At 64.8% G+C, this 20,954-nt stretch carries 20 protein-coding genes; 10 read left to right on the top strand and 10 right to left on the bottom strand.

Features of this window, described 5'->3' with window-relative positions; all coding sequences use genetic code 11:
* The coding region (locus tag XI08_RS29955) for an OmpA family protein (RefSeq protein ID WP_271577141.1) at nucleotides 1–1,114 on the top strand (1,114 nt) is incomplete at its 5' end.
* 67 nt (nucleotides 1,115–1,181) lie between these two features.
* Here the strand turns inward: XI08_RS29955 and XI08_RS29950 are convergent.
* The 7 genes from XI08_RS29950 to XI08_RS29920 form a co-directional block, all read right to left on the bottom strand.
* Nucleotides 1,182–2,939, bottom strand: coding sequence for an alkaline phosphatase (locus XI08_RS29950; protein WP_271577140.1), 1,758 nt, complete (start codon nucleotides 2,937–2,939; stop codon nucleotides 1,182–1,184).
* A 104-nt stretch (nucleotides 2,940–3,043) separates the two neighbouring features.
* Nucleotides 3,044–4,381, bottom strand: coding sequence for an argininosuccinate synthase (gene argG, locus XI08_RS29945; protein WP_271577139.1), 1,338 nt, complete (start codon nucleotides 4,379–4,381; stop codon nucleotides 3,044–3,046).
* A 93-nt stretch (nucleotides 4,382–4,474) separates the two neighbouring features.
* The gene (locus XI08_RS29940; RefSeq protein WP_271577138.1) at nucleotides 4,475–5,251 is read right to left on the bottom strand and encodes a phosphatase PAP2 family protein; all 777 of its coding nucleotides are present in this window, start codon (nucleotides 5,249–5,251) and stop codon (nucleotides 4,475–4,477) included.
* Between the two features lie 263 nt (nucleotides 5,252–5,514).
* Nucleotides 5,515–6,009 carry a hypothetical protein gene (locus tag XI08_RS29935; protein WP_135178550.1) on the bottom strand — a complete coding sequence of 165 codons (495 nt, stop codon included), beginning with the start codon at nucleotides 6,007–6,009 and terminating at the stop codon, nucleotides 5,515–5,517.
* A 151-nt stretch (nucleotides 6,010–6,160) separates the two neighbouring features.
* On the bottom strand, nucleotides 6,161–7,363 hold the full coding sequence (gene rlmN / locus XI08_RS29930; protein WP_027543888.1) for a 23S rRNA (adenine(2503)-C(2))-methyltransferase RlmN: 1,203 nt from the start codon (nucleotides 7,361–7,363) through the stop codon (nucleotides 6,161–6,163).
* Between the two features lie 179 nt (nucleotides 7,364–7,542).
* Nucleotides 7,543–8,220, bottom strand: a complete 678-nt coding sequence (locus tag XI08_RS29925) for an invasion associated locus B family protein (protein WP_271577137.1) — start codon at nucleotides 8,218–8,220, stop codon at nucleotides 7,543–7,545.
* 116 nt (nucleotides 8,221–8,336) lie between these two features.
* Nucleotides 8,337–9,176, bottom strand: coding sequence for an SDR family oxidoreductase (locus XI08_RS29920; protein ID WP_271577136.1), 840 nt, complete (start codon nucleotides 9,174–9,176; stop codon nucleotides 8,337–8,339).
* A gap of 222 nt (nucleotides 9,177–9,398) precedes the next feature.
* Between XI08_RS29920 and XI08_RS29915 the strand changes: the two genes are divergently transcribed.
* The 3 genes from XI08_RS29915 to XI08_RS29905 all read left to right on the top strand — a co-directional run bounded on the left by XI08_RS29915 (nucleotide 9,399) and on the right by XI08_RS29905 (nucleotide 12,847).
* Nucleotides 9,399–10,373 carry an NADPH:quinone oxidoreductase family protein gene (locus XI08_RS29915; RefSeq protein ID WP_271577135.1) on the top strand — a complete coding sequence of 325 codons (975 nt, stop codon included), beginning with the start codon at nucleotides 9,399–9,401 and terminating at the stop codon, nucleotides 10,371–10,373.
* Nucleotides 10,374–10,945: 572 nt separating this feature from the next.
* The gene (locus XI08_RS29910; RefSeq protein WP_245284222.1) at nucleotides 10,946–11,668 is read left to right on the top strand and encodes a hypothetical protein; all 723 of its coding nucleotides are present in this window, start codon (nucleotides 10,946–10,948) and stop codon (nucleotides 11,666–11,668) included.
* An 18-nt stretch (nucleotides 11,669–11,686) separates the two neighbouring features.
* Nucleotides 11,687–12,847, top strand: a complete 1,161-nt coding sequence (locus XI08_RS29905; RefSeq protein ID WP_271577134.1) for a TAXI family TRAP transporter solute-binding subunit — start codon at nucleotides 11,687–11,689, stop codon at nucleotides 12,845–12,847.
* A gap of 187 nt (nucleotides 12,848–13,034) precedes the next feature.
* On the opposite strand, the gene XI08_RS29900 is transcribed toward XI08_RS29905, so the two are convergent.
* Both XI08_RS29900 and XI08_RS29895 read right to left on the bottom strand, forming a co-directional pair.
* The gene (locus XI08_RS29900) at nucleotides 13,035–13,418 is read right to left on the bottom strand and encodes a YkvA family protein (protein WP_271577133.1); all 384 of its coding nucleotides are present in this window, start codon (nucleotides 13,416–13,418) and stop codon (nucleotides 13,035–13,037) included.
* Nucleotides 13,419–13,508: 90 nt separating this feature from the next.
* Nucleotides 13,509–13,811 (bottom strand): 4a-hydroxytetrahydrobiopterin dehydratase, encoded by a 303-nt coding sequence (locus XI08_RS29895; protein ID WP_027543881.1) that lies wholly within the window; start codon nucleotides 13,809–13,811, stop codon nucleotides 13,509–13,511.
* Between the two features lie 150 nt (nucleotides 13,812–13,961).
* Between XI08_RS29895 and XI08_RS29890 the strand changes: the two genes are divergently transcribed.
* Together XI08_RS29890 and XI08_RS29885 are read left to right on the top strand one after the other, a co-directional pair.
* Nucleotides 13,962–15,407: a TAXI family TRAP transporter solute-binding subunit gene (locus XI08_RS29890; RefSeq protein WP_271577132.1), complete on the top strand. Its 1,446-nt coding sequence runs from the start codon at nucleotides 13,962–13,964 to the stop codon at nucleotides 15,405–15,407.
* A 150-nt stretch (nucleotides 15,408–15,557) separates the two neighbouring features.
* Nucleotides 15,558–17,099, top strand: a complete 1,542-nt coding sequence (locus tag XI08_RS29885; protein WP_271577131.1) for an alkaline phosphatase D family protein — start codon at nucleotides 15,558–15,560, stop codon at nucleotides 17,097–17,099.
* Nucleotides 17,100–17,123: 24 nt separating this feature from the next.
* Here XI08_RS29885 and XI08_RS29880 read toward each other — a convergent pair whose 3' ends face one another.
* Nucleotides 17,124–17,507: a response regulator gene (locus XI08_RS29880; RefSeq protein ID WP_271577130.1), complete on the bottom strand. Its 384-nt coding sequence runs from the start codon at nucleotides 17,505–17,507 to the stop codon at nucleotides 17,124–17,126.
* A 187-nt stretch (nucleotides 17,508–17,694) separates the two neighbouring features.
* On the opposite strand from XI08_RS29880, the gene XI08_RS29875 reads away from it, so the two are divergent.
* The 4 genes from XI08_RS29875 to XI08_RS29860 all read left to right on the top strand — a co-directional run bounded on the left by XI08_RS29875 (nucleotide 17,695) and on the right by XI08_RS29860 (nucleotide 20,949).
* Nucleotides 17,695–18,462, top strand: coding sequence for a Crp/Fnr family transcriptional regulator (locus XI08_RS29875; protein ID WP_271577129.1), 768 nt, complete (start codon nucleotides 17,695–17,697; stop codon nucleotides 18,460–18,462).
* Between the two features lie 90 nt (nucleotides 18,463–18,552).
* Entirely contained in the window at nucleotides 18,553–19,269 is a 717-nt protein-coding gene (locus XI08_RS29870; protein ID WP_271577128.1) for a prolipoprotein diacylglyceryl transferase, read from the top strand.
* Nucleotides 19,250–20,695 (top strand): radical SAM protein, encoded by a 1,446-nt coding sequence (locus XI08_RS29865; RefSeq protein ID WP_271577127.1) that lies wholly within the window; start codon nucleotides 19,250–19,252, stop codon nucleotides 20,693–20,695. Before XI08_RS29870 ends, XI08_RS29865 begins: the two co-directional genes overlap by 20 nt.
* On the top strand, nucleotides 20,692–20,949 hold the full coding sequence (locus XI08_RS29860; RefSeq protein WP_333928514.1) for a hypothetical protein: 258 nt from the start codon (nucleotides 20,692–20,694) through the stop codon (nucleotides 20,947–20,949). Before XI08_RS29865 ends, XI08_RS29860 begins: the two co-directional genes overlap by 4 nt.
* The last annotated feature ends 5 nt before the right edge of the window (nucleotides 20,950–20,954 follow it).

Genomic DNA, 20,954 nt, shown 5'->3' with positions numbered 1-20,954 from the left:
AGTGCCGGGTTCGGCGGCCGCAACGCCGCCACCCAACAGGGCGCAATTCGCAGCACCGACGGTTACGCCCGCCTTCCAGGCCGCGCCGACAGTCGTCGCACCGCTGCCACCTCCGCCGCGGCCGCCGCAGCGTGACCTGACACCGCTCGCGATCGGTGCAGGCGTCGTGGCTGGCGCAGTGATCGGCGCGACCATCGCCGACTACCGCAACCAGCGACACGAGAGCATCGAGGGTGGCCGCACCATCTACACCGAACCGGATCGCATCATCATCCGCGATCCGGGCGGGCAGGCCTACGTCCGCGGCAACGATCTCTATCGCTTCCGCTACGGCGCCCGAGATATCCGCACCGACACCATCGGCGGCGATACCCGCACCGTCGTGATCCGTCCCGATGGCAGCGAGATCATCACGGTGGTCGGTCCGGACGGTCGGTTGCTGCGGCGAATCCGCAGGGACCCCGCCGGGCGCGAGATCATCATCATCGACAACAGCTACCGCGATCCGCGGTCGGTTGGCGGTTTCTATGTCGATGCACCGCCGCCGGTCGTGAACATTCCCTACGATCGCTACATCGTCGACGCCCAAGAAGCGTCGCCGGACGTGATCTACCAGACGATGGTGGCACCGCCGGTGCAACGGATCGATCGTCGCTACACGCTCGACGAGATCCGCTACAGCCCCAATGTTCGCATGCAAATGCCGAGCATCGACGTCAACACGATCAACTTCGAAACGGGATCGTGGACGATCCCACCGGATCAGGCGGAGAAGCTGCAGGCGATCGCCGACGGTCTCAACCGTGCGATCCAGGCCAACCCGCGCGTGGTGTTCCTGATCGAAGGTCACACCGACGCGGTCGGCAACGAGGTCGACAATCTGTCATTGTCGGACCGTCGTGCGCAGTCCGCGGCCGAATTGCTGACCCAGCAGTTCAACGTGCCGTCGGAGAACCTGACGTCGCAGGGCTATGGCGAGCAGTATCTGAAGGAGCAGACGCAAGGGCCGAGCCTGATCAACCGGCGCGTCACCATCCGCAACATCACGCCGCTACTCAACGGCGGGCAGGCCTCGCTGCCGCCGCCCCCGCCCGGCACCGCGCCGCCGCGGTAAGGCGACCCACAAATGCAAAATGGCCGGGAGCAATCCCGGCCATTTTTGTTTGAACCGCGCGGGGTGGCTAGTGCCCGGCGGCCAGGCCGAGCGCTTCGACCATGACGCGAAAGACTTCGGTATTGTCCATCGAGCCGTGCACGCGCTCGCTGCCCGGCCCGGTCGCCGTCAGGATGACATCCTCGCCCGAATGCACGCTGGCACCGATCATCGCCGACAGATTGCCGGGACGCAGCACTGCTCCCGGGACATCCTTGTATTTGTCGTTGGCCTTGAAGGTCCCGTCGTCACCGGCCTTGACGGTTGGCTCGTTGGGATTGTCGAGCTTGGGGCGGAAGGTCTCATAGTGGTCCGGCAGGCTGGCCGAGAAGATGGCGAGCCGGCGGCTCACATCGACGCGTGACGGATAGCCCTCGGCATCCGGCGCCGGATAATTGGGAAATCCGGCCTGCTCGTAGACGCCGACGCGCTCGCGCAGCGGCACGTTGGGCGTCGTGCCCATGTCGTCGTTGACCGTTCCGACAAGGCTGTTGGGATGATTGTGGTCTGCCAAGACCAGGATGAGGGTGTCGTCGCCGCGCGCACGCGCCCATTCGCGCGTCTGGCGCACTGCATTGTCGAGCATGATCGTATCGTAGACCGCCCGCTCCATGTCGAGCAGATGCGCGTATTTGTCGATCAGCCCGGATTCGACCATCAGGAAGAAGCCGGTGTCGTTTCTCGAGAGGATGTTCAGCGCGGCCTGCACCTGCTCGGTCAGATCGGGCTGCTCCGGAAACTTCTTCACGCCGCCGCCCTTGAGGAATTTGCGGTCGAGCACGCCGTCCATGTTTCCGGTGGCGAACAGCCCGAGCAGCCTGCCCGTCTCCGGCTTTGCGGCAGAAACGCCGAGCTCGCTTGCGGTCGTCGCGACCTGATAGCCTGCGTCGCGAAACTTCGCGATGTAGTCGGCCTCGTCCTTGCGTTTGGAGCTGGCGGCCGACTTCGGCAGGAAATTCGCGCTGCCGCCGCCCAGCAGCACATCCGGCTTCGCGGCGAAGAGCTGTTCGACGATCTCGTCATAGGCGGCGCGCCGGCGCGTGTGCGCAACCATCGCAGCCGGCGTCGCGTCTTCGATCTCGGTGTTGGTGACGATGCCGATCGCCATGCCGTTGCGTCTCCGGGCAAGGCTGGTGATGGTTTCCACCCTGGGATCGTCGAATGGGCTTGCGGTGCGGTCCGCATAGACGCCCAGCGCGTTGACGGCGCTCTTGTGGCCAGTCGCATAGGCACTGGCCGAGTTCGCGGAATCGGTGATGATGGAGTCCGAGCCAGCGGTCGCCACCAGCGCCATATGGGGCATGTCGTCAATCGCGAGCTTGCCGCGGCTCTTGCCCTCCGCAATGCCCTTGGACAGGATTCGCGCTGCGACCCGATGCGCCGGCGACATGCCGTCGCCGATGAACAGGATGACGTTCTTCGCCTTGCGCGGACCGGTCTCGTAAACCGTCCACGCGATGCTGCGCTGATGCGTGCCGTCGCTCACGTCCACCGTAACGGTGCCGGGCTTGGCCAGTGTGACGTCGCGCAGGATCAGCGCCGACTGGTCCTTGCCGTCCTCGCGCTCGACGAAGGTCCCGGCGCGGCCGAACATCTCGGCATAGTCCGCACCGTTCACCGTCACCTTCAGCCTGGCCGGATCGACCGGCCCGGGAAATTCAACCTTGAAGTCGAATTGGGCGCCGGCCAGAATCTCGGCGCGATCGATCGGATAGATCGTCTGCGCCGACAATGACGACGTCCAACAGAGGACGATGAGAGAGGCTAGTGCCGATCCCTTGACCATGCTCGATGCTCCGCGATTCCGTTCCGGACAGGAGCAGGAAGCCTAGCGATCGCGCATGACATCGTCATTAAGCCGTGCGTCGCCCGGTCGGGCGACCAAAGGCCTCAGCCCTTGTCGTTCTCGAGCCGGAAGATCTGCGAGCCTTCGCTGCCCGAGAGCAGGCCAGTGTCGCTGTAGAGCTTCAGCTTGGTGCGCGTATCGGCGATGTCGAGATTGCGCATGGTGAGCTGACCGATGCGGTCGGCCGGCGAGAAGGCGGCGTCCTCGACCTTCTCCATGCTGAGCCGCTCTGGCGCATAGGTGAGGTTCGGGCTCTCGGTGTTGAGGATCGAATAGTCGTTGCCGCGGCGCAGCTCCAGCGTCACCTCGCCGGTGACGGCACGCGCGACCCAGCGCTGCGCGGTCTCGCGCAGCATCAGGGCCTGCGAATCGAACCAGCGGCCCTGGTAGAGCAGGCGGCCGAGGCGCATGCCGCTGATGCGGTACTGCTCGATCGTGTCCTCGTTGTGGATGCCGGTGACGAGGCGCTCATAGGCGATGTGCAAGAGCGCCATGCCGGGCGCTTCATAGATGCCGCGGCTCTTGGCCTCGATGATGCGGTTCTCGATCTGGTCGCTCATGCCGAGGCCGTGGCGGCCGCCGATGGCATTGGCTTCGAGGAACAGCGCAACGGGATCGCTGAAGGTCTGGCCGTTCAGCGCCGTCGGCTGGCCTTCCTCGAAGCGTACCACGACCTTCTCGGCCCTGACGGCGCAATCGTCGCGCCAGAACGGCACGCCCATGATCGGGTTGACGATCTTGATGCCGCTGTCGAGGCTTTCGAGATCCTTGGCTTCATGCGTGGCGCCGAGCAGATTGCTGTCGGTCGAATACGCCTTCTCGGCGCTCATCTTGTAGGCGAAACCCTGGGCGGTCATGAACGCCGACATCTCGGCGCGGCCGCCGAGTTCGTCGATGAACTGCTGGTCGAGCCAGGGCTTGTAGATGCGCAGGCTCGGATTGGTGAGCAGGCCGTAGCGATAGAAGCGCTCGATGTCGTTGCCCTTGAAGGTCGAGCCGTCGCCCCAGATGTTGACGCCGTCCTCCTTCATCGCCGCGACCAGCATCGTGCCGGTGACGGCACGCCCCAGAGGCGTGGTGTTGAAATAGGTGATGCCGCCGGTCGAGATGTGGAAGGCGCCGGACTGGATCGCGGCGATGCCTTCGTGGACGAGCTGCGTGCGGCAATCGACGAGTACGGCCTTCTCGGCACCGAATGCCTCGGCCTTGCGCGGGATCTCGTTGTAATCGGCTTCATCGGGCTGGCCGAGATTGGCGGTATAGGCGTAGCAGCGCGCGCCCTTCTGCTTCATCCAGAGCAGTGCCGCGCTGGTGTCGAGGCCGCCCGAAAACGCGATGCCGACTTTCTCACCCTTGGGCAGGCTTTTCAGGATCGTGGTCATGGGGCTTCCAATCGGGTCTCAAGGGGCTGATGGCGGTTGCGGGTTGACCGCGCGAATATCAAATTTCGCAGCGCTCGGCACGCATTTAATGGCTCAAACTGACGGCTCGGGACCCGTCTTGCGGCCAAACAGGCGCTGGCGGAGCCGGTAGCCGGGCGAGGCCAGCCGCGTCAGGGCGGCATCGACCGCTGCGTCGGAGAACCGGGTCCGCGGCCAGCGGTAGATCAGCGCGTAGGCGAACCAGATCACGACGAAGGTGACGAGGCCGGCGATCGAGACGTCGGTGAAGAAGTGCCCGCCGAAGGCCATGCGCAGCCCGCTGGTCACAAGACCGAACACCACGGCGCCGGCATAGGCGAGCGGCCGCCATGCCGGCGGGGCCAGCGCGGCAGGGGCCAGCGTCCAGAACGCGGTCGCGCCCTCGCCCGAGAAGAACGAGCAGTTGCGCGCGCAGCCGCCGCGCGGATCCCACCACGGCACGAACTGCTGATCGCCGGCAAACTGCGTCACCACCACCGGGCGCGGCCGGCCCCAATAGGTCTTGAAGGTGAGGTTGGTGAGGATTCCGGCCGACAGCGTGATCGTCACCAGCAGGAAGATCACCGCGCGCCCCGACACCATCAGCGACCGGTCCGGGCGGAACAGCTTGACCACGAGCGCCACCAGCGAGGGCAGCACGAACGCCCAGGCGATCCACATCGCCGCATCGCGCGCGACGCCAGCCCAGCCGCTCGATTTGAGCGGAAAGCTCCTGGTCGCGGGATCGAAGAACAGCGCGGCGAGCTTGAGATCGAGTTCGGGATAGAGGCCGAAAACGACGCCGATCACGAGCCACAGCGCCAGGGCGATGAAGAGTCCGGTCCGGTTCATGCCGCGCGGTTTAGCGGAGTGGGGAGGGGATGAAAACCCCGGAATCGGTCGCGGCCAGCGAGCGTGAATTGGTAATGCGATGCCTCAACAGTGTCGTCCCGGCGAAGGCCGGGACCCATAGCCACCGACCTCGGTTTGGCGAAGACTCGTGATTACCGGTTCGCTCCAAAACACCTCCCTGTGGTTATGGGTCCCGGCCTTCGCCGGGACGACATTGAATGCGTGGCGTGTTGCGTCGCGTCTCAGCGGAGCAGCTTCATCCGTCACCGCGCATCCGGCCGCGAATGCGACGGCAATGGCGGAGGCGGCTTGTGCGGGGGCGGCGGATTGCGCCAGGCGCCGGCGTTGCGGCCGGCGATCAGCCAGTAGACCACGCCGGCCACGATGCCGGCGCCGGTCATGATCTCGAGGTGACGCCGCACGACGCCTTCGAACTGGAACGTGTCGGAGTGAAAGGGAACGAGGCCGAGGTAGCAGGCGAGCCCCACGAGGCCGCCGCCGACGGCATAGGCCAGCGCGCTGCGGATGTAGAGCGCTTCGGTGATCGCGACGATCACCGCCGCCGGCACCAGCGCAAAGCCGGAGACAAAGATGAAACCGAATCCGAGCAGGATGTCGATCGTGCCTTGATCGACGGGACCTGCGCCAAGATCGGCGAACTCCGGAAACAGCAGCGCGACGACCACGATCATGCCGCCGACGAAGCAGGCGGCGAGAAAGCCGATGAAGATGACGACGAGGCGGCCGATCAGGGACATGAGATAAGCAGGTTGCGGATCAACGACGTCGCCACGCTCTCAACCGTCATGCCCGGGCTTGACCCGGGCATCCACGACTTTCTTTCTCGCGGCTCGACGTGGATGGCCGGGTCAAGCCCGGCCATGACGAGAGTGCGCAGGGCACGCATCATCAATCCGTCATCGCCATCGCACGCAGCGTCTGGCGTTCGCGGGCCGACAGCTTCTCGGTCTCCGACTTGAGCTGGCCGCAGGCGGCGAGGATGTCGCGGCCGCGCGGGGTGCGCACCGGCGAGGAATAGCCGGCGTTGAAGATGTATTCGGAGAACTTCTCGATCTGGTCCCAGTCCGAGCATTCATAGGCGGTGCCGGGCCAGGGATTGAACGGAATCAGGTTGATCTTGGCGTGAATGCCCTTGAGCAGCTTCACCAGCAGCTTTGCATCGTCGAGCGAATCGTTGACGCCCTTGAGCATCACATATTCGAAGGTGATGCGGCGCGCGTTCGAGGCGCCGGGATAGTCGCGGCAGGCCTGGAGCAGCTCCTTGATCGGGTATTTGCGGTTGAGCGGCACGAGCTCGTTGCGCAATTCGTCGCGCACCGCATGCAGCGAGATCGCGAGCATGACGCCGATCTCCTCGCCGGCGCGCACGATGTTCGGCACCACGCCCGAAGTCGACAGCGTGATGCGACGGCGGGAGATGCCGATGCCTTCGTTGTCGCCGACGATGAGCAGCGCGTCGCGCACGGCGTCGAAATTGTAGAGCGGCTCGCCCATGCCCATCATCACGATGTTGGTGACGCGGCGCGTGCCGTCCTCGCGATCGGCCCAGTCGTTCAGGCGATCGCGCGCAACCATGATCTGACCAACGATCTCGCCGGCGGTGAGGTTGCGCACCAGGCGCTGCGTGCCGGTGTGGCAGAACGAGCAATTCAGCGTGCAGCCGACCTGCGAGGAGACGCAGAGCGTGCCGCGATCGGTTTCGGGGATGTAGACGCACTCGACCTCATGCGCCTTCTCGACATTGTCGCCGCTCGGAAGCCGCAGCAGCCATTTGCGGGTGCCGTCGTTGGAGATCTGCTCGGCCACGACTTCGGGCCGGTCGACGGTGAAGTGCTGCGCGAGCTCGGCGCGGATGCCCTTCGAGATCGAGGTCATCTCGTCGAAATTCTGGGCGCCGCGGAAATACATCCAGTGCCACAGCTGCTGCACCCGCATCTTGCGCTGCGCAGGTGCGACGCCGATCTCGCCGAGGCGATCGGCAAGCTCGTTGCGCGACAGGCCGATGAGCGAGGGCCTCGCCGGCGGCACATAGGTTTCGAGCGGAGTCTTCTCCACCAATGTTGCGTTGTGCGGCTCGGTCGTCGTTTGCATCAAATGGGCCTAATTGCTTGGTCGTTCCAGGATGGTCCGAAGGACCAGACCCGGAACCTCGAGATTCCAGGTTCGATGCTGCGCATCGCCCCGGAATGACGGAAAAACTTGGAACCGGCCCTATATAGCAACCGCAGCCGCCGATTACGACCGTAGAGCTACTGTCGGCAGATAAAGCCTTAACGCCGACAATCCTGGGCGATCCGGTCGAGCGCCTGGGCGAGACCCTTCAGCGAAAACGTGTCGGTCGTCTCCGTTCCCTTGGCCGAGACGCCTTTGACCACGAGATCGGCGGATTTGCGCATGGCTTCGACCATCCGCTCCTCCTCGGCCGCGTTCTTGATCCAGAGGCCGTCGCCCTGCGTATACATGGCGAAAGCGGCGCCGCCGACCTCGACCGAGGATTCCGATCCCGGCTTCAGCGCGTAGCCGATCATCACCGAGACTTCGTTGTTCACTTTTTCGGCCGGCCGGGTCGAGACAAAGGCATAGGCGGGATCACGCGGCCGGTTCGGCGGATTGGTCTTCGACGACGAAGGCTTGGCCAGCGCAAAGCAGACCTTCTTGCCGTTGGGCGTGGCCGAATAGGCGCCCCAGGTGCCGAACTGGCCGATCAGGGTCGGCTCCGCGCCGCCCGCAACCGCCGCAGCCGGGGTCACCGGCTTGCTCTCGGGTTTCGTTGCGGTCTTTGCGGCCGTATTGGGCGCCGGCGCAGCCGCTTTCGGTGCGGCCTCTTTCGGTGCAGATTCTTTGGGTGCAGACTTGGGCGCCGGTTGCGCCGTCTGTGCCCGCGCGGAATCGGTGATTCCCCACGCCGTCACGCCGGCCATCAAAGCCAAAAATAGCACCCGCCACATGCTGGAGTGGTTCCCTCAATATTGTGACTGGAAGATGGCCCGGCCGCGCATTGTCCCCGCGGCAGGGATAACCGGGAAAGTCCAATTTGGGAAGGCAGTTAGCGGGTTAGCAACAGCTAGCCTCGGGATCGCGCGGCGCGCTGGTCGGCCCATTGCGCGTCGGTCCAGCCGAGCAGGTCCTCGGCGCCCGAGCTGCGCAAATGCGCGCCGCCGTCGATCACCACCATCTCGCCGTTGATGTAGCCGGCGCGGACGGAGACCAGGAAGCTGGCGAGATCGGCGAGCTCGCTGTGGTCCCCGGTCCGGCCAAGCGGGTTCCGCGCGGTCCAGCCGTCGTCGCGGCCTTCGGGGCGGAGCTGTCCGGATGCTCCGGCGGTCGGGAACGGACCCGGCGCGATTGCGACAGTGCGGATGCCCTTCGGGCCCCACTCCACTGCCAGGCTCTTGGTCATCGCCAGCACCGCCGACTTCGCCATCGCGGACGGCACGGTGAAGGCGCGGCCGGTGATGGTCGAGGTCGAGAGGATCGAGAGCACGACGCCGCCATGCTTGGCGTCGATCCAGCGTTTGCCGGCAGCGAGCGTGCAATACATCGTGCCATGCAGCGTCGGCGCCAGGATCGCATCCGCGGCGCGGAAGGAGAGATGTTCGCTCTGGGCAATGAAGGTCGCTGCGGCATTGTTGACGAGAATGTCGAGCGGCGCCTCGCGCCAGATCGCGTCCATCATGCTCTCGACGGCGGCACCGTCGCGGATATCGCAGGCGATGGTCGTGACCTTGCCGCTGGTCTGCGCGCGCATCTCGGCTGCGGTTGCCTCGAGTCGATCGAGCTTGCGGCCGCAGATCACGAGCTCGGCGCCGAGCGCGAGGAAGCGGCGTCCCATCGCGGCACCGAGGCCCGAGCCGCCACCGGTGACGAGAATGCGCTTGCCCCTCAGCAGACCCGTTTCAAACATCGTTTGAATCCTTCTTTTCCTTCCTGCTCCGTCATTGCGAGCGCAGCGAAGCAATCCAGACTATTTCCGCAGGACGGATTCTGGATTGCTTCGCTGCACTCGCAATGACGCAAGGATAGGCCTGCGCGCTCCCTTAGACAAAGAATCCGGATTGTAGGGCTGCGCTAAATCCGGCAGAAACGAGCCAACTATAATTCCACCTCGAAACGCCTGGGTGCCGCCATGAAAGCCATTCTCTGCTCGCAATATTGCCAGCCCGACGATCTCGTGCTCGCCGAGGTTCCGGATCCGGTGGCAGGTCCCGGCGAAGCCGTGATCGCGATCAAGGCGGCGGCGCTGAACTTCTTCGACATCCTGATGATTCAGGGCAAGTACCAGATCAAGCCGCCGTTCCCGTTCTCGCCGGCCGCGGAAGTCGCCGGCGTGATCGAGAGCATCGGCCCCGGCGTGACCGACCTGAAGGTCGGCGATCGCGTGGTCGCCTCCTGCGGCCATAACGGCGCGCGCGAGAAAATCGCGCTGCCGGCGGCATCGATCGTGAAGATCCCGGACAATCTCGATTACGACCGCGCGGCCGGCATCATCATCATCTACGGCACCGCGCTGCATGCGCTGGAAGATCGCGCCAGCCCCAAGCCCGGTGAAACGCTCGCGGTGCTCGGCGCGGCCGGCGGCACGGGCCTCGCCGCCTGCGAGCTCGGCAAGCTGATGGGCCTCAAGGTCATCGCCTGCGCCTCGTCGGACGAGAAGCTCGAATTCGCGAAAGCCCATGGCGCCGAGCTCACGCTGAACTACGGCAAGGAAGATTTGAAGGAAGGCCTGCGCAAGCTCACTGATGGCAAGGGCGTCGACATCATCTTCGATCCGGTTGGTGGCGCGTATGCCGAGCAGGCGCTGCGCTCGATCGCCTGGGAAGGCCGCTTCCTCGTGATCGGCTTTGCCGCCGGTGACATTCCGAAGATGCCGCTGAACCTCGCGCTGCTGAAGGGCTGCGACATCCGCGGCGTGTTCTGGGGCGCCTGGACCCGGCTCAATCCCGCCAAGAACCGCGCCAATCTCGAAAAGCTCGTGAAGTGGACCGCGGAAGGCAAGATCTCATCGCATGTCGACCGCACCTTCCCGCTGGCACAGACCGCGGACGCGCTGAAGGTGCTCGCGGGACGCCAGGCCATGGGCAAGGTGATCCTGCATCCGTGAGATGATGCGGGCGGCGGCGCGACGCTGTCGCTACGCACACACCTGTCATCGCTCGCCTTGTGCGCACTGGGGCGGGCGATCCACTATTCCAGAGGCGGCCGTGATTGAACCGAGAGACCGCAGCGTCCCGGATGCGGCGGTCGAGCCGGGGGCAGCGGAGTGCGCGGCAGGCAGCGTGAACAACCCTGACTTCGCGCAGAATTGCGCGTCACCGCCTGGTAGCGCCTTCTCAACCATCATCGCCAAAATTGCGGTGCACTCCCCCGCGTCGCCCGAATCAAACCTAAATTTTTCCCGATTCGCCCCAACCGTTGTCGCTTTTTGGGCTGATTCAAATTGCGATTTACCGGTTCCAGATTGCAGGGCGCTCCTGGACAAAAACAAGAAAACTAAAACCGGCATTGCCCCGCGTTGTGTCAGTATTTGGGGGAAGCATCACCATGGAGACGACGGCATTCCGTCCGTCCTGGGGGTCGAGGGCGCTCGACTCCGAACAAGCGGCATCACATCCGTCCACCGCATCCTACATTCGTGCGCGCGCTGAACGGATCGATCCTTCATCGCACGATCCCATGCCACTGTTCTTGTCCGATCCGCTCAGCGCGCCGGATCCACGGGAATTCGCGCCATTGGCCGTGCGCACCAGGGCCAGAAGCGTCCGGCGCATTCTCGCTGCCGTCCTCGCCGCGTCGGTCATCGCGGTCCCGATCGCGCTGTTTTGGTCCGACATCAACCGGCTGCTCACCATCAACGGCACGTCGTGGATCGGCGCGGCCGCGAACGAGGCCGCGGCTCCCGCCAATCCGCCTGCCGCACGGCAGGGTCCGGTCAAGGATGCCGCGCGTGTGACCAACACGATGCTGGCGAGCGCTGACGCACAGGATGCTCCTGCACCGGCGACGCCGAGCCGCGAGGCGATCGCAACCGCCTATCAGAGCGCGCTCCAGGCTCAGGCACCCGCGCCTGTACCGACACAAGTCGCGGCACAGCCCGCGCCACCGCCGCCAGCCAGGAGCCTCGACGCCGACACGCTGGCCGGCCTGATGGCGCGCGCCAAGAGCCTGTTGACCGTCGGCGACATCGCCGCGGCGCGGCTGCTGCTCGAGCGCGCGGCGAATGCGCAGGATGCGACGGCGGCGTTCCTGCTGGCGCAGACCTACGATCCAGCCGTCCTGGGCACCAAGGACACGCGGAGCATCACCGCCGACGCCGTCGCCGCACGCGACTGGTATCAGCGGGCCGCCAGCCTCGGATCGGCGGAAGCGCGAAAGCGCCTCACCCAACTCTCGAACTAGAACTCTTCAGGGGACATCATGCGTAACGCTCTGGGAATGGCGCTTGCCGCCATCATGACCATCTGTGCCTTCGCGGCCCGCGCCGAGCAGACCGAATACGATCCGGCCAAGGTCTCGGACAGCCTGAAGGCGATCTTCCAATTCGGCTCGACCTCGACCAAGCAGTCGCTCAACGCCAACACCGTCACGCTGATAACAGGCACGATCGGCGGCACCTATGTGCAGTTCGGCGCGGACCTTGCCTCCGTGCTCGACGACGGCAACAAGATCCGCGTGCTGCCGATCGTCGGCCGCGGCTCGGTGCAGAGCGTCGCCGACATCCTGTTCCTGCAAGGCGTCGATCTCGGCATCGTGCGGGCCGACACGCTCGACTATCTCGAGCGCAAGGGTTTTGCGAAGGATATCAAGAAGCAATTCACCTATGTGACCAAGCTCTACAATGAGGAGATGCAGGTGATCGCGCCGAAATCGGTCGCGACGCTGAAGGACCTCGAAGGCAAGACGGTGAGCGTCGACCTGCCGAACGGCGGCACCTTCGTCACCGCGCTCACCGTGTTCGAGCGGCTCGGGATCAAGGCGAAATTCGTCTATGTCGAGCAGCGCATCGCGATGGAGAAGCTGAAGGCCGGCGAGATCGACGCCGTCATCGTGGTCGGCGGCAAGCCGTACAAGTCGGTCTCGACCTTCGGCAATGACGGCCGCTTCCATCTTGCGAAGGTCGACTATGCAAAGCCGCTCCAGAGCGACTATCTGCCGGCGACGCTGACCGCAAAGGACTATCCGAACCTGATCAAGGAGGGCGAGAGCGTGGACACGATCGCGGTGCCTGCGGTGCTGGCGGCCTATAACTGGGCGCCCAACACCGAGCGCTATCGCAAGCTCGCGCTGTTCGTGGACGCGTTCTTCACGAAATTCCCCGCGCTCCAGAACCCACCCTTCCATCCCAAGTGGAAGGAGGTCTCGCTCGCGGCGCCCCTGTCCGGCTGGAACCGATTGCCGGTGGCGCAGCAATGGCTCGACAAGCATGGCGTCGAGCCGGTGACCCGCCAGCGCTTCGAGGCGTTCCTGAAGCAGAGTCCGACGGCAGCGAACGTTTCCGATGCGGACAAGGAAAAGCTGTTCAGACAATTCCAGGCATGGGACGCGGAGAAGGCGCGAGCGCAGGCGGAGAAGAAGTAGCGGTTGTCGTTGCGACCAGTAGTGTCGCAGGCGCTAGCCACGCACTCACTGTCATCGCCCGGCTCGACCGGGCGATCCAGTACTCCGAAGCGCCAGTGATTGAACCGAGAGGCCGCGGCGTACTGGATTCCCCGCCTTCGCGGGGAATGACCAGCCGTGGGGTGAGGCTACGCCGTGCCGCCAACATCTACTGCGCCACGTCAGCCTCGTCCACGCCCCGCTTCAACGCGGCGCGGGCGGCTTCGCGGTGCTCCGTCGTGATGTGGCTGGCGACCATGCGGATGGCGGTGGCGAGCACGGCGGCATCATCGGTGAAGCCGAGGATCGGCATCACGTCGGGGACGAAATCGAACGGCAGGATGAAATAGGCGATCGCCCCCAGCAACGACGCCTGGACATGGCGCGGAGTCTGCCGGTCGAACGCGCAGTAGTAGGCCGCGAGCAGGTCTTCGGCGAACGGCAGATGCGCGGCGACACGCTTCAGCTTGCGCCAGAAGCGGCGACGAACGCTTTCACGATCTTCCGCGAGCCGATCGGCCGGCTCAAAGCCGACGCTGTGTTCGGCAGCCATGCTCCAAAACTCCCCGTTCAGCCGGGAGCGGCGGATCGCCGCATCCCCTGCTGATCACAAGATGGGGATGCAGCCGGTCGCTGCAAGACGTCAGCCCGGTGTAAGCTTGGCGATGGCGTTCATCGCCCTGGCGAGCTCGATGTCGAGTGCCGTGACGCCGCCGGCGTCATGGGTCGATAGCACCACCTCCACGGTCTTGTAGACGTTGCGCCATTCGGGGTGATGATCCATCTTCTCGGCGACCAGCGCCGCGCGGGTCATGAAGCCGAAGGCTTCGTTGAAATCCTTGAAGACAAAGGTTTTCCCGATGGCGTCGCGGCCCGAAACTTCGGTCCAATCAGGTATTCCGCCCAGCGCCTGCTTGCGCGCCTCCATCGTCAGCCGTTCTGCCATGATCGTCTCCGTGCTTCAGGGAACTTTACCCTAACACCGTGCTTACGCCCGGGTTCATGCGGGATTTGCCCCATCCGCTAACCATGACGGAGAAGTAACCCCGCCGGACAAGAAATTTGCTACAATTGCGGGCGTAAATCGCCGGCCAAGATGAAACTGAGCCTCAAGCGCCTGTTTGGGAGATCGATGACCGGGGGATTGGACCTGGCCGAAGCGCCCACCCCGCCTTCGCCGCGATCAACGGCGCGGAAGACGGCACTCGTGTCTCTGGCGCTGGTGCTTGCGATCATCGGTGCGCTCGTCGGCGGCTACTATTTCGCGATGCGCCCTGTGACGCTGAAGATCGCGGTCGGTCCGGCCAATAGCGACGACCTCAAGGTCGTGCAGGCGCTGACGCAGGCTTTCGCGCAACACAAGAACTATGTGCGGCTACGCCCGATCCAGACCGACGGCGCCACCGCCAGCGCCGATGCGCTCGCGGAAAACAAGGTCGATCTCGCCATCGTGCGCGGCGACGTCGACGTGCCGAAGAATGCGCAAGCCGTCGCGACCCTGCGCAAGAACGTCGTGGTGCTGTGGACCGTACCCGGCAAGGGCAAGAAGAAGGGCGCGAAGATCACCAAGATCGCGCAGCTCGCCGGCCATCGCGTCGGCGTGGTCGGCCGCACGCAGGCCAACGTCAATCTGCTCAAGGTGATCCTCCAGCAATACGGCGTCGATCCCGCCAAGGTCGAGATCGTGCAGTACCCGGCCAACGAAGCCGCCGAGGCGATCAAGGCCCAGAAGGCGGACGCCTATCTCGCGGCCGGACCGGTCAACAGCAAGATCACGTCGGACGTAATCGCGGCTTCCGCCAAGGACAGCGGCACGCCGACCTTCCTCGCGATCGATTCCGCGGATGCGATTGCGCAGAACCATCCGGTCTACGAAGCATCGGAGATTCCCGCCGGCACCTACGGTGGCTCGCCCGATCGTCCCGACGACGAGGTCAAGACCATCAGCTTCTCGCACCACATCGTGGCGCGCAAAGCCGTGTCCGACACCACCATCGCGGCGTTCACGCGCCAGCTCTTCGCCGTGCGCCAGCAACTGGTGGCGGAATTCCCGATGGCGGCGAAGATCGAGACGCCCGACACCGACAAGGATGCGGTGATTCCCGTGCATCCGGGCGCAGCCGCCTTCGTCGACGGCGAGGAAAAGACCTTCCTCGACAAATACAGCGATTACATCTGGTGGACCCTGATGGCGCTCTCGGCGATGGGCTCGCTCGGCGCCTGGTTCGCGGGCTACCTGAAGAAGGACGAACGCGACAACAACAGCCATTTGCGCGACCGCCTGTTCGACATGATCGCGGCGGCGCGCAAGAGCGAGACGACGGAAGAGCTCGACCAGATGCAGACCGAGGCTGACGAAATCTTGCGCGACACGCTGCGCTGCTTCGATCACGGCGCGATCGAAGAGGGCGGACTCACCGCCATCAACATCGTGCTCGACCAGTTCCACGCCGCCGTCGCCGACCGCAAGGCCGTGCTGTTTGCCATGCCGCAAAGCCTGCAGCGCGCAGGCGCGCAATTCAGGGCCGCCGGCAACGCGTAATCGCTGCGTCACATTGTCTCAATATAGCTTTCGTTGTCATTCCGGGGCGCGCGTAGCGCGAATCCGGAATCTCGAGATTCCGGGTCCGGTCGGTCGGACCGGCCCGGAATGACGACACGAGATGCGCACGAGACAGCCAGCAAAGCCGCCATGAACATCAAATTCTCCCGCCGCCGTTTTCTCACCACCGGGGCCGGTGCGCTCGGCGCGATCGCGATGCCTCATCTCTCGCGCGCGGCCGACCGGCCGGCGGTTACGCATGGCGTGCAGTCCGGCGACGTCACGGTCGACGGTGGCGTGGTCTGGGCGCGCGCCGATCGTCCGTCGCAGATGCTGGTCGAGGTGGCCACGACCGAGTCCTTCAGGGACGCCCGCGCGCTGCCGCCGATCGCGGCACTGCCGGAGAGCGACTTCACAGCGAAGATGCTGATCGAGAACCTGCCGAGCGGACAGGACATCTTTTACCGCGTCCGCTTCCGCGACCTCTCGCACAGCGCGATCGAGGGCGAAGCCGTCATCGGCCGCTTCCGCACCGCGCCGGCCGACCGCCGCGACGTCAGCTTCGTCTGGGGCGGCGACGTCGCAGGGCAAGGCTGGGGCATCAATCCTGATGACGGCGGCATGTTCACCTTCTCCGCGATGCGCAAGCATCGCCCGGATTTTTTCCTGCACTCCGGCGACACGATCTACGCCGACGGCCCTATTCAATCCGAAGTCAAGCTCGCCGACGGCAAGACCTGGAAGAACGTCACCATCCCCGAAAAGGCCAAGGTCGCGGAGACGCTGGACGAGTACCGCGCCGCGCACAAATACAATCTCACCGACGACAACGTCCGCGCCTTCAATGCCGAAGTGCCGATCTTCGTGCAGTGGGACGACCACGAGGTGACCAACAACTGGTCGCTGTCGAAGGAGTTGCCGGCGTCCTACAAGGTGCGCGACATCTCGCTGCTCGCAGCCCGCGCCGGCCGCGCCTTTCACGAGATGTATCCGATGCGCGAGAGCATCAATGAGCCGGGCCGCGTCTATCGCCAGATCTCCTACGGCCCGCATCTCGACGTGTTCGTGCTCGACGAGCGCAGCTATCGCGGCCCGAACGGCGCCAATCTCGAAACCGCCTACGGCCCCGCCAGCTACTTCCTCGGCCCGGACCAGATCGCCTGGCTCAAGCGCGGCCTGCTCAACTCGCGCGCGACCTGGAAGGTGATCGCCTCCGACATGCCGCTCAGCCTCGTCGTGTCGGACACGCCGAAGGGCGGCTCTGAAGCCATTGCGCAGGGCGACGGCCCGGTGCGTGGCCGCGAGTTCGAGATCGCCGACATCCTGCGCTTCATCAAGATGGCGCCGATCAGCAACACGGTATGGCTGACCGCGGACGTGCACTACGCCGCCGCGCACTACTACGACCCGAACAAGGCGCAATTCCAGGATTTCGAGCCGTTCTGGGAATTCGTCTCGGGCCCGCTGCACGCAGGCACCTTCGGTCCGAACGAGCTCGACAACACGTTTGGGCCTGAGGTGCGCTTCGTCAAGGCGCCCGGCAAGGACAGCCAGAACCTGCCGCCGTCGGCCGGCATGCAGTTCTTCGGTCACGTCAAGATCGACGGCGCCTCCGGCCAGATGACGGTGACCTTGCGCGACCGCGCCGACGTTGCGCTGTGGTCGACCACGCTCGATCCGAAGCTCGCCTGAAGCCGCCTCAGCCAGAGCGGAGCGTCATGAACCGCGCGACCGCAGCGCGGCCTCGAGCGCATCGCTCGAGCACGGCTTTTGCAAACGCGGCCGGTTGACGAAATCGGGAGCGATCCGCGTCTCGTCGCCATAGCCGGTGACGAACACGAAGGGAATTTCCAGGGCCGCCAGCCGCTCGGCGACGGCAAAGCTCTTCTCACGGCTGAGCTCGACGTCGAGCAATGCGAAGTCGGGCGCGCGCTCCGCGATCGCGGCCAGCGCCTGCGCCACCGAGCCCACGGTGCGCACGCTCGGTACGCCAAATCCGAGCAGGCGATCCTCGAAATCGATCGCAATGATCGGATCGTCCTCGACGATCAGGACATCGGTGGGGACGTCGGACGAACCGTCCGGGGAAGCAGGTATCATGATCCTGGCTATTGAGGGCTGCATGTTCTTACCGATTAAGGACAGCCTCATCCCGACGCCTGCGCCCAGCGCACCGGAGGGTTCCCGGAACGAAACTCACCACAGAACAGTTCTTACGTCTGTCCACTTGTGCACACAGCCGGTGATCGAGACTGGCTAGTGTTGAAAGGAGAGCAGGGGACTGACGATGGACGCGCGTATCGGGAAGGCGACGGAGATCGGCAGCCGGCCGGCCAACAATCTGCTGCGACGCTTGAGTCCGGCCGACTATGCGCTGCTCGCGCCACACGTCATCATTGACGACGCCGCGGCCAACGAGCTGCTCTACAGTCCCGGCGACGATGTCCAGGTCGTGCACTTTCCCTGCGGGCCATCGCTCGCGACCTTTCTCGTTCCCAACGAAGACGGCCGCGACGTCGAGACCATCCTGGTCGGCCGCGAAGGCGCGGTCGGCGGCATCGTCAGCGAGGGATTTCTGCCGGCCTACACCCGCATCTGCGTGAAATTCGGCGGGCCGTTTGCACGCATTCACGTCGGCAAGCTGGAGGCGGCCAAGCTGCGCTCGGCCTCGCTGCGCAACATCTTCGCCCGCTATGCCGACTGCATGCTGGCGCAGATCTTCCAGTCGACCGCCTGCAACGCCATCCACTCGATTGAGCAGCGCACGGCGAAATGGATCCTGGCGGCGATGGAGCGTACCGGCGACGAGAGCAGCGTGCCGCTGACGCATGAGCAGCTCGCGACGCTGCTCGGGGTCGGACGCAGCTATGCGAGCCGCGTGCTCCAGTCGTTCAGGGCCGAAGGCATCCTCGACACGCGGCGCGGCTCGATCCTGGTCCGCGACCGCGACGGACTGCGCCAGCGCGCCTGCCTCTGCAACGAGGCGGTGAAAACCCATTTCGAGGAAGTGCTGCGCGGCGTCTACCCGACGGAGGAGGCGAGCAGCACCGGCTAACCCTCTCCGCCGCGCTCCCCCTGACCTGCTGCTCCATGGGAGGATGCCGGCGTACGACACCGCACGTCCGCTGTGCTATACCCGCTCCGCATGAGCGGGGCATTCCTTCACACTGTCTTCGATATTGCGGCGTGGCTGGCAGCGGGTGCGGCGGTCTACTGGCTGTCGCGACAAGGCTTGCGGTTTCCGGCGCAATCCTTCGAGCTGCCCTACATCGCCGCGCTGGTGTTCGGCGCCGGCCTTGGCGCCTATCTGTTCGGGTCCGCCAATCTGTGGCTGTCGGGCGAGAGCGGCGTTGCGCGCTCGGTCGAGGGCGCGCTTGCCGGCGGCATCGTGGCGGTCGAGCTCTACAAATGGACCGCCGGCATCGCCTTGCGCACAGGCGCCCGGTTTGCGCTGCCGCTGGCCCTCGGCATCGCGATCGGACGGCTCGGCTGCTATTTTGCGGGCCTCGACGATTTCACCTACGGCACGCCGACGGCATTGCCCTGGGGCCATGATTTCGGCGACGGCGTTCTCCGCCATCCCGTGCAACTCTACGAGAGCGCCGCGATGGGCGTGTTCGCGCTGCTCTACGTGCTGGCGGTCTTGAACCGGAGCGCGTTCGCGATCACCAATGGTTTCTACCTGGTTCTGCTCTACTATGGAGCGCAGCGCTTCCTGTGGGAATTCCTCAAGCCCTATGGCACGCTGATCGGCCCCCTCACGCTGTTTCACCTGCTGTCGCTGTCCATCCTGCTCTACGCCGCAATCATGCTGGCGACGGCGCCCAAAGCGAGACCTGTGCATGAACGCGCCGTTGCGTAAGTCGCGCCCCTACATCTTCTGGGGCCAGACCCAATCCCTTTGCGAAATCTGCCTGAAGCTGGTGCCGACCAAGATCCAGATCCTCGACAACGAGGTCTGGTACGAAAAGCGTTGCAGGGAGCATGGTGTCCAGTCGACTCTCGTTTCCACCGACGCGGCCTATTGGCGTCTGTGCAAGGACTTCATCAAGCCAGGCGACCGCCCGCTGCAATTCCAGCACCGCACCGAATTCGGCTGCCCCTATGACTGCGGCCTCTGTCCCGACCACGAGCAGCATTCCTGCCTCGCGCTGATCGAGATCACCGAGCACTGCAATCTCACCTGCCCGGTCTGCTTCGCCGAATCCGCGCCAACGCGAACCAAATTCACCCCGCTCGCGACGGTCGAGAAGATGCTCGACGCGCTGGTTGCCAGCGAGGGCGAACCCGACCTCGTGCAGATTTCCGGCGGCGAGCCGACATTGCACCCGGAGTTCTTCGAGATCCTGGACGCCGTGCGCGCCCGCCCGATCCGCCATGTCATGATCAACACCAACGGCCTGCGCATCGCCCGCGAAAAGGATTTCGTGGCGCGGCTCGCCGAGAACAAGCGCGGGCTCGAGGTCTATCTCCAGTTCGATTCGCTGCAACGCGATGCATTGGTCAATCTGCGCGGCGCGGACCTGCGCAAGATCCGCCAGCAGGCGCTGGAGAACCTCGAGCATTTCGGCGTGTCGACCACGCTGGTGGCGACCATCAAGCGCGGCGTCAATGACGCCGAGATCGGCGACATCGTGCGTCACGCGCTGACCTGGAAATGCGTTCGCGGCGTCACGCTCCAGCCGGTGCAGGATGCCGGCCGCAACGAGAATTTCGACAAGACCACCGACCGCATCATGCTGTCGGAGATCCGCAAGCGCGTCGTCGAGACCGGCGTGTTCGGCGACAAGGACATGATCCCGCTCCCCTGCAACCCCGAGAGCATCTCGATCGGCTACGGCCTGCGCAATGGCGAGAAGGTGCTGCCGCTGACGTCGCTGATTCCGCAGGAGCAGCTGGTTGCGGTGATGCCCAACACCATCAGCCCGGAGAAATATCCGGTGCTGCGGGAGAAATTCGTCGATCTTTTCTCGCTGTCGTCGGGGCCGCTCAACACCTCCGAACGGGTCTGCGAATTGCTGTGCTGCCTGCCGAGCTTCGAGGTGCCGGAAGGACTGTCTTACGAGAACGTGTTCCGCGTCACCATCGTGCAGTTTCTCGACCGCTTCAATTTCTGCGTCGGCAACGTCAAGCGAAGCTGCATCCATTTCGTGACGGAGCAGGGCGCGATCATTCCGTTCGACACCTATAATCTGTTCTATCGCAACGGACAGATCGACGGCATCCGCGCTGCGCTGGCTGGCGAGACCTATCGCGAGGCACGCCAAAGCGAGGAGGTCCCGCGGTGAGCGATACCGGTGCGCCTCCCCCAAGTCCGAAGCGGCCGCTTCAAGCGGACGCGTCTTCGATAGCGCCGCCACGGCGCGACGGTTGCCTGACCGCGTTCATGGTGGTCGCCGGCGTGGTGCTGCTTTTCCCCGGCCTATGCTTCCTGGCATTCGGCGGCCAAGGCGCCCCCTTTGTCCTGATTGGGTTTGTCCTGATCGGAATTGCGGTCTTCCTCTTCATCCGCGCGGCGACCCCACCCAAGCCCCGGCAGTAGCGTCG

It is taken from the genome of Bradyrhizobium sp. CCBAU 11361 (assembly GCF_028128935.1).
GTDB classification, from domain to species: domain Bacteria; phylum Pseudomonadota; class Alphaproteobacteria; order Rhizobiales; family Xanthobacteraceae; genus Bradyrhizobium; species Bradyrhizobium niftali.
The sequence above is the reverse complement of the archived record's forward strand: the minus strand, read 5'-3'. Positions and strand labels throughout refer to the sequence as shown.

Coding starts and splice junctions, on each gene's coding strand:
- XI08_RS29940 (WP_271577138.1), bottom strand. CDS start 5,251: ATGAACCGGACCGGACTCTTCATCGCCCTGGCGCTGTGGCTCGTGATC.
- XI08_RS29905 (WP_271577134.1), top strand. CDS start 11,687: ATGCGTAACGCTCTGGGAATGGCGCTTGCCGCCATCATGACCATCTGT.
- XI08_RS29915 (WP_271577135.1), top strand. CDS start 9,399: ATGAAAGCCATTCTCTGCTCGCAATATTGCCAGCCCGACGATCTCGTG.
- XI08_RS29895 (WP_027543881.1), bottom strand. CDS start 13,811: ATGGCAGAACGGCTGACGATGGAGGCGCGCAAGCAGGCGCTGGGCGGA.
- XI08_RS29885 (WP_271577131.1), top strand. CDS start 15,558: ATGAACATCAAATTCTCCCGCCGCCGTTTTCTCACCACCGGGGCCGGT.
- XI08_RS29950 (WP_271577140.1), bottom strand. CDS start 2,939: ATGGTCAAGGGATCGGCACTAGCCTCTCTCATCGTCCTCTGTTGGACG.
- XI08_RS29865 (WP_271577127.1), top strand. CDS start 19,250: ATGAACGCGCCGTTGCGTAAGTCGCGCCCCTACATCTTCTGGGGCCAG.
- XI08_RS29900 (WP_271577133.1), bottom strand. CDS start 13,418: ATGGCTGCCGAACACAGCGTCGGCTTTGAGCCGGCCGATCGGCTCGCG.
- XI08_RS29890 (WP_271577132.1), top strand. CDS start 13,962: ATGAAACTGAGCCTCAAGCGCCTGTTTGGGAGATCGATGACCGGGGGA.
- XI08_RS29870 (WP_271577128.1), top strand. CDS start 18,553: ATGAGCGGGGCATTCCTTCACACTGTCTTCGATATTGCGGCGTGGCTG.
- XI08_RS29880 (WP_271577130.1), bottom strand. CDS start 17,507: ATGATACCTGCTTCCCCGGACGGTTCGTCCGACGTCCCCACCGATGTC.
- XI08_RS29910 (WP_245284222.1), top strand. CDS start 10,946: ATGCCACTGTTCTTGTCCGATCCGCTCAGCGCGCCGGATCCACGGGAA.
- argG (WP_271577139.1), bottom strand. CDS start 4,381: ATGACCACGATCCTGAAAAGCCTGCCCAAGGGTGAGAAAGTCGGCATC.
- XI08_RS29925 (WP_271577137.1), bottom strand. CDS start 8,220: ATGTGGCGGGTGCTATTTTTGGCTTTGATGGCCGGCGTGACGGCGTGG.
- XI08_RS29875 (WP_271577129.1), top strand. CDS start 17,695: ATGGACGCGCGTATCGGGAAGGCGACGGAGATCGGCAGCCGGCCGGCC.
- XI08_RS29935 (WP_135178550.1), bottom strand. CDS start 6,009: ATGTCCCTGATCGGCCGCCTCGTCGTCATCTTCATCGGCTTTCTCGCC.
- rlmN (WP_027543888.1), bottom strand. CDS start 7,363: ATGCAAACGACGACCGAGCCGCACAACGCAACATTGGTGGAGAAGACT.
- XI08_RS29920 (WP_271577136.1), bottom strand. CDS start 9,176: ATGTTTGAAACGGGTCTGCTGAGGGGCAAGCGCATTCTCGTCACCGGT.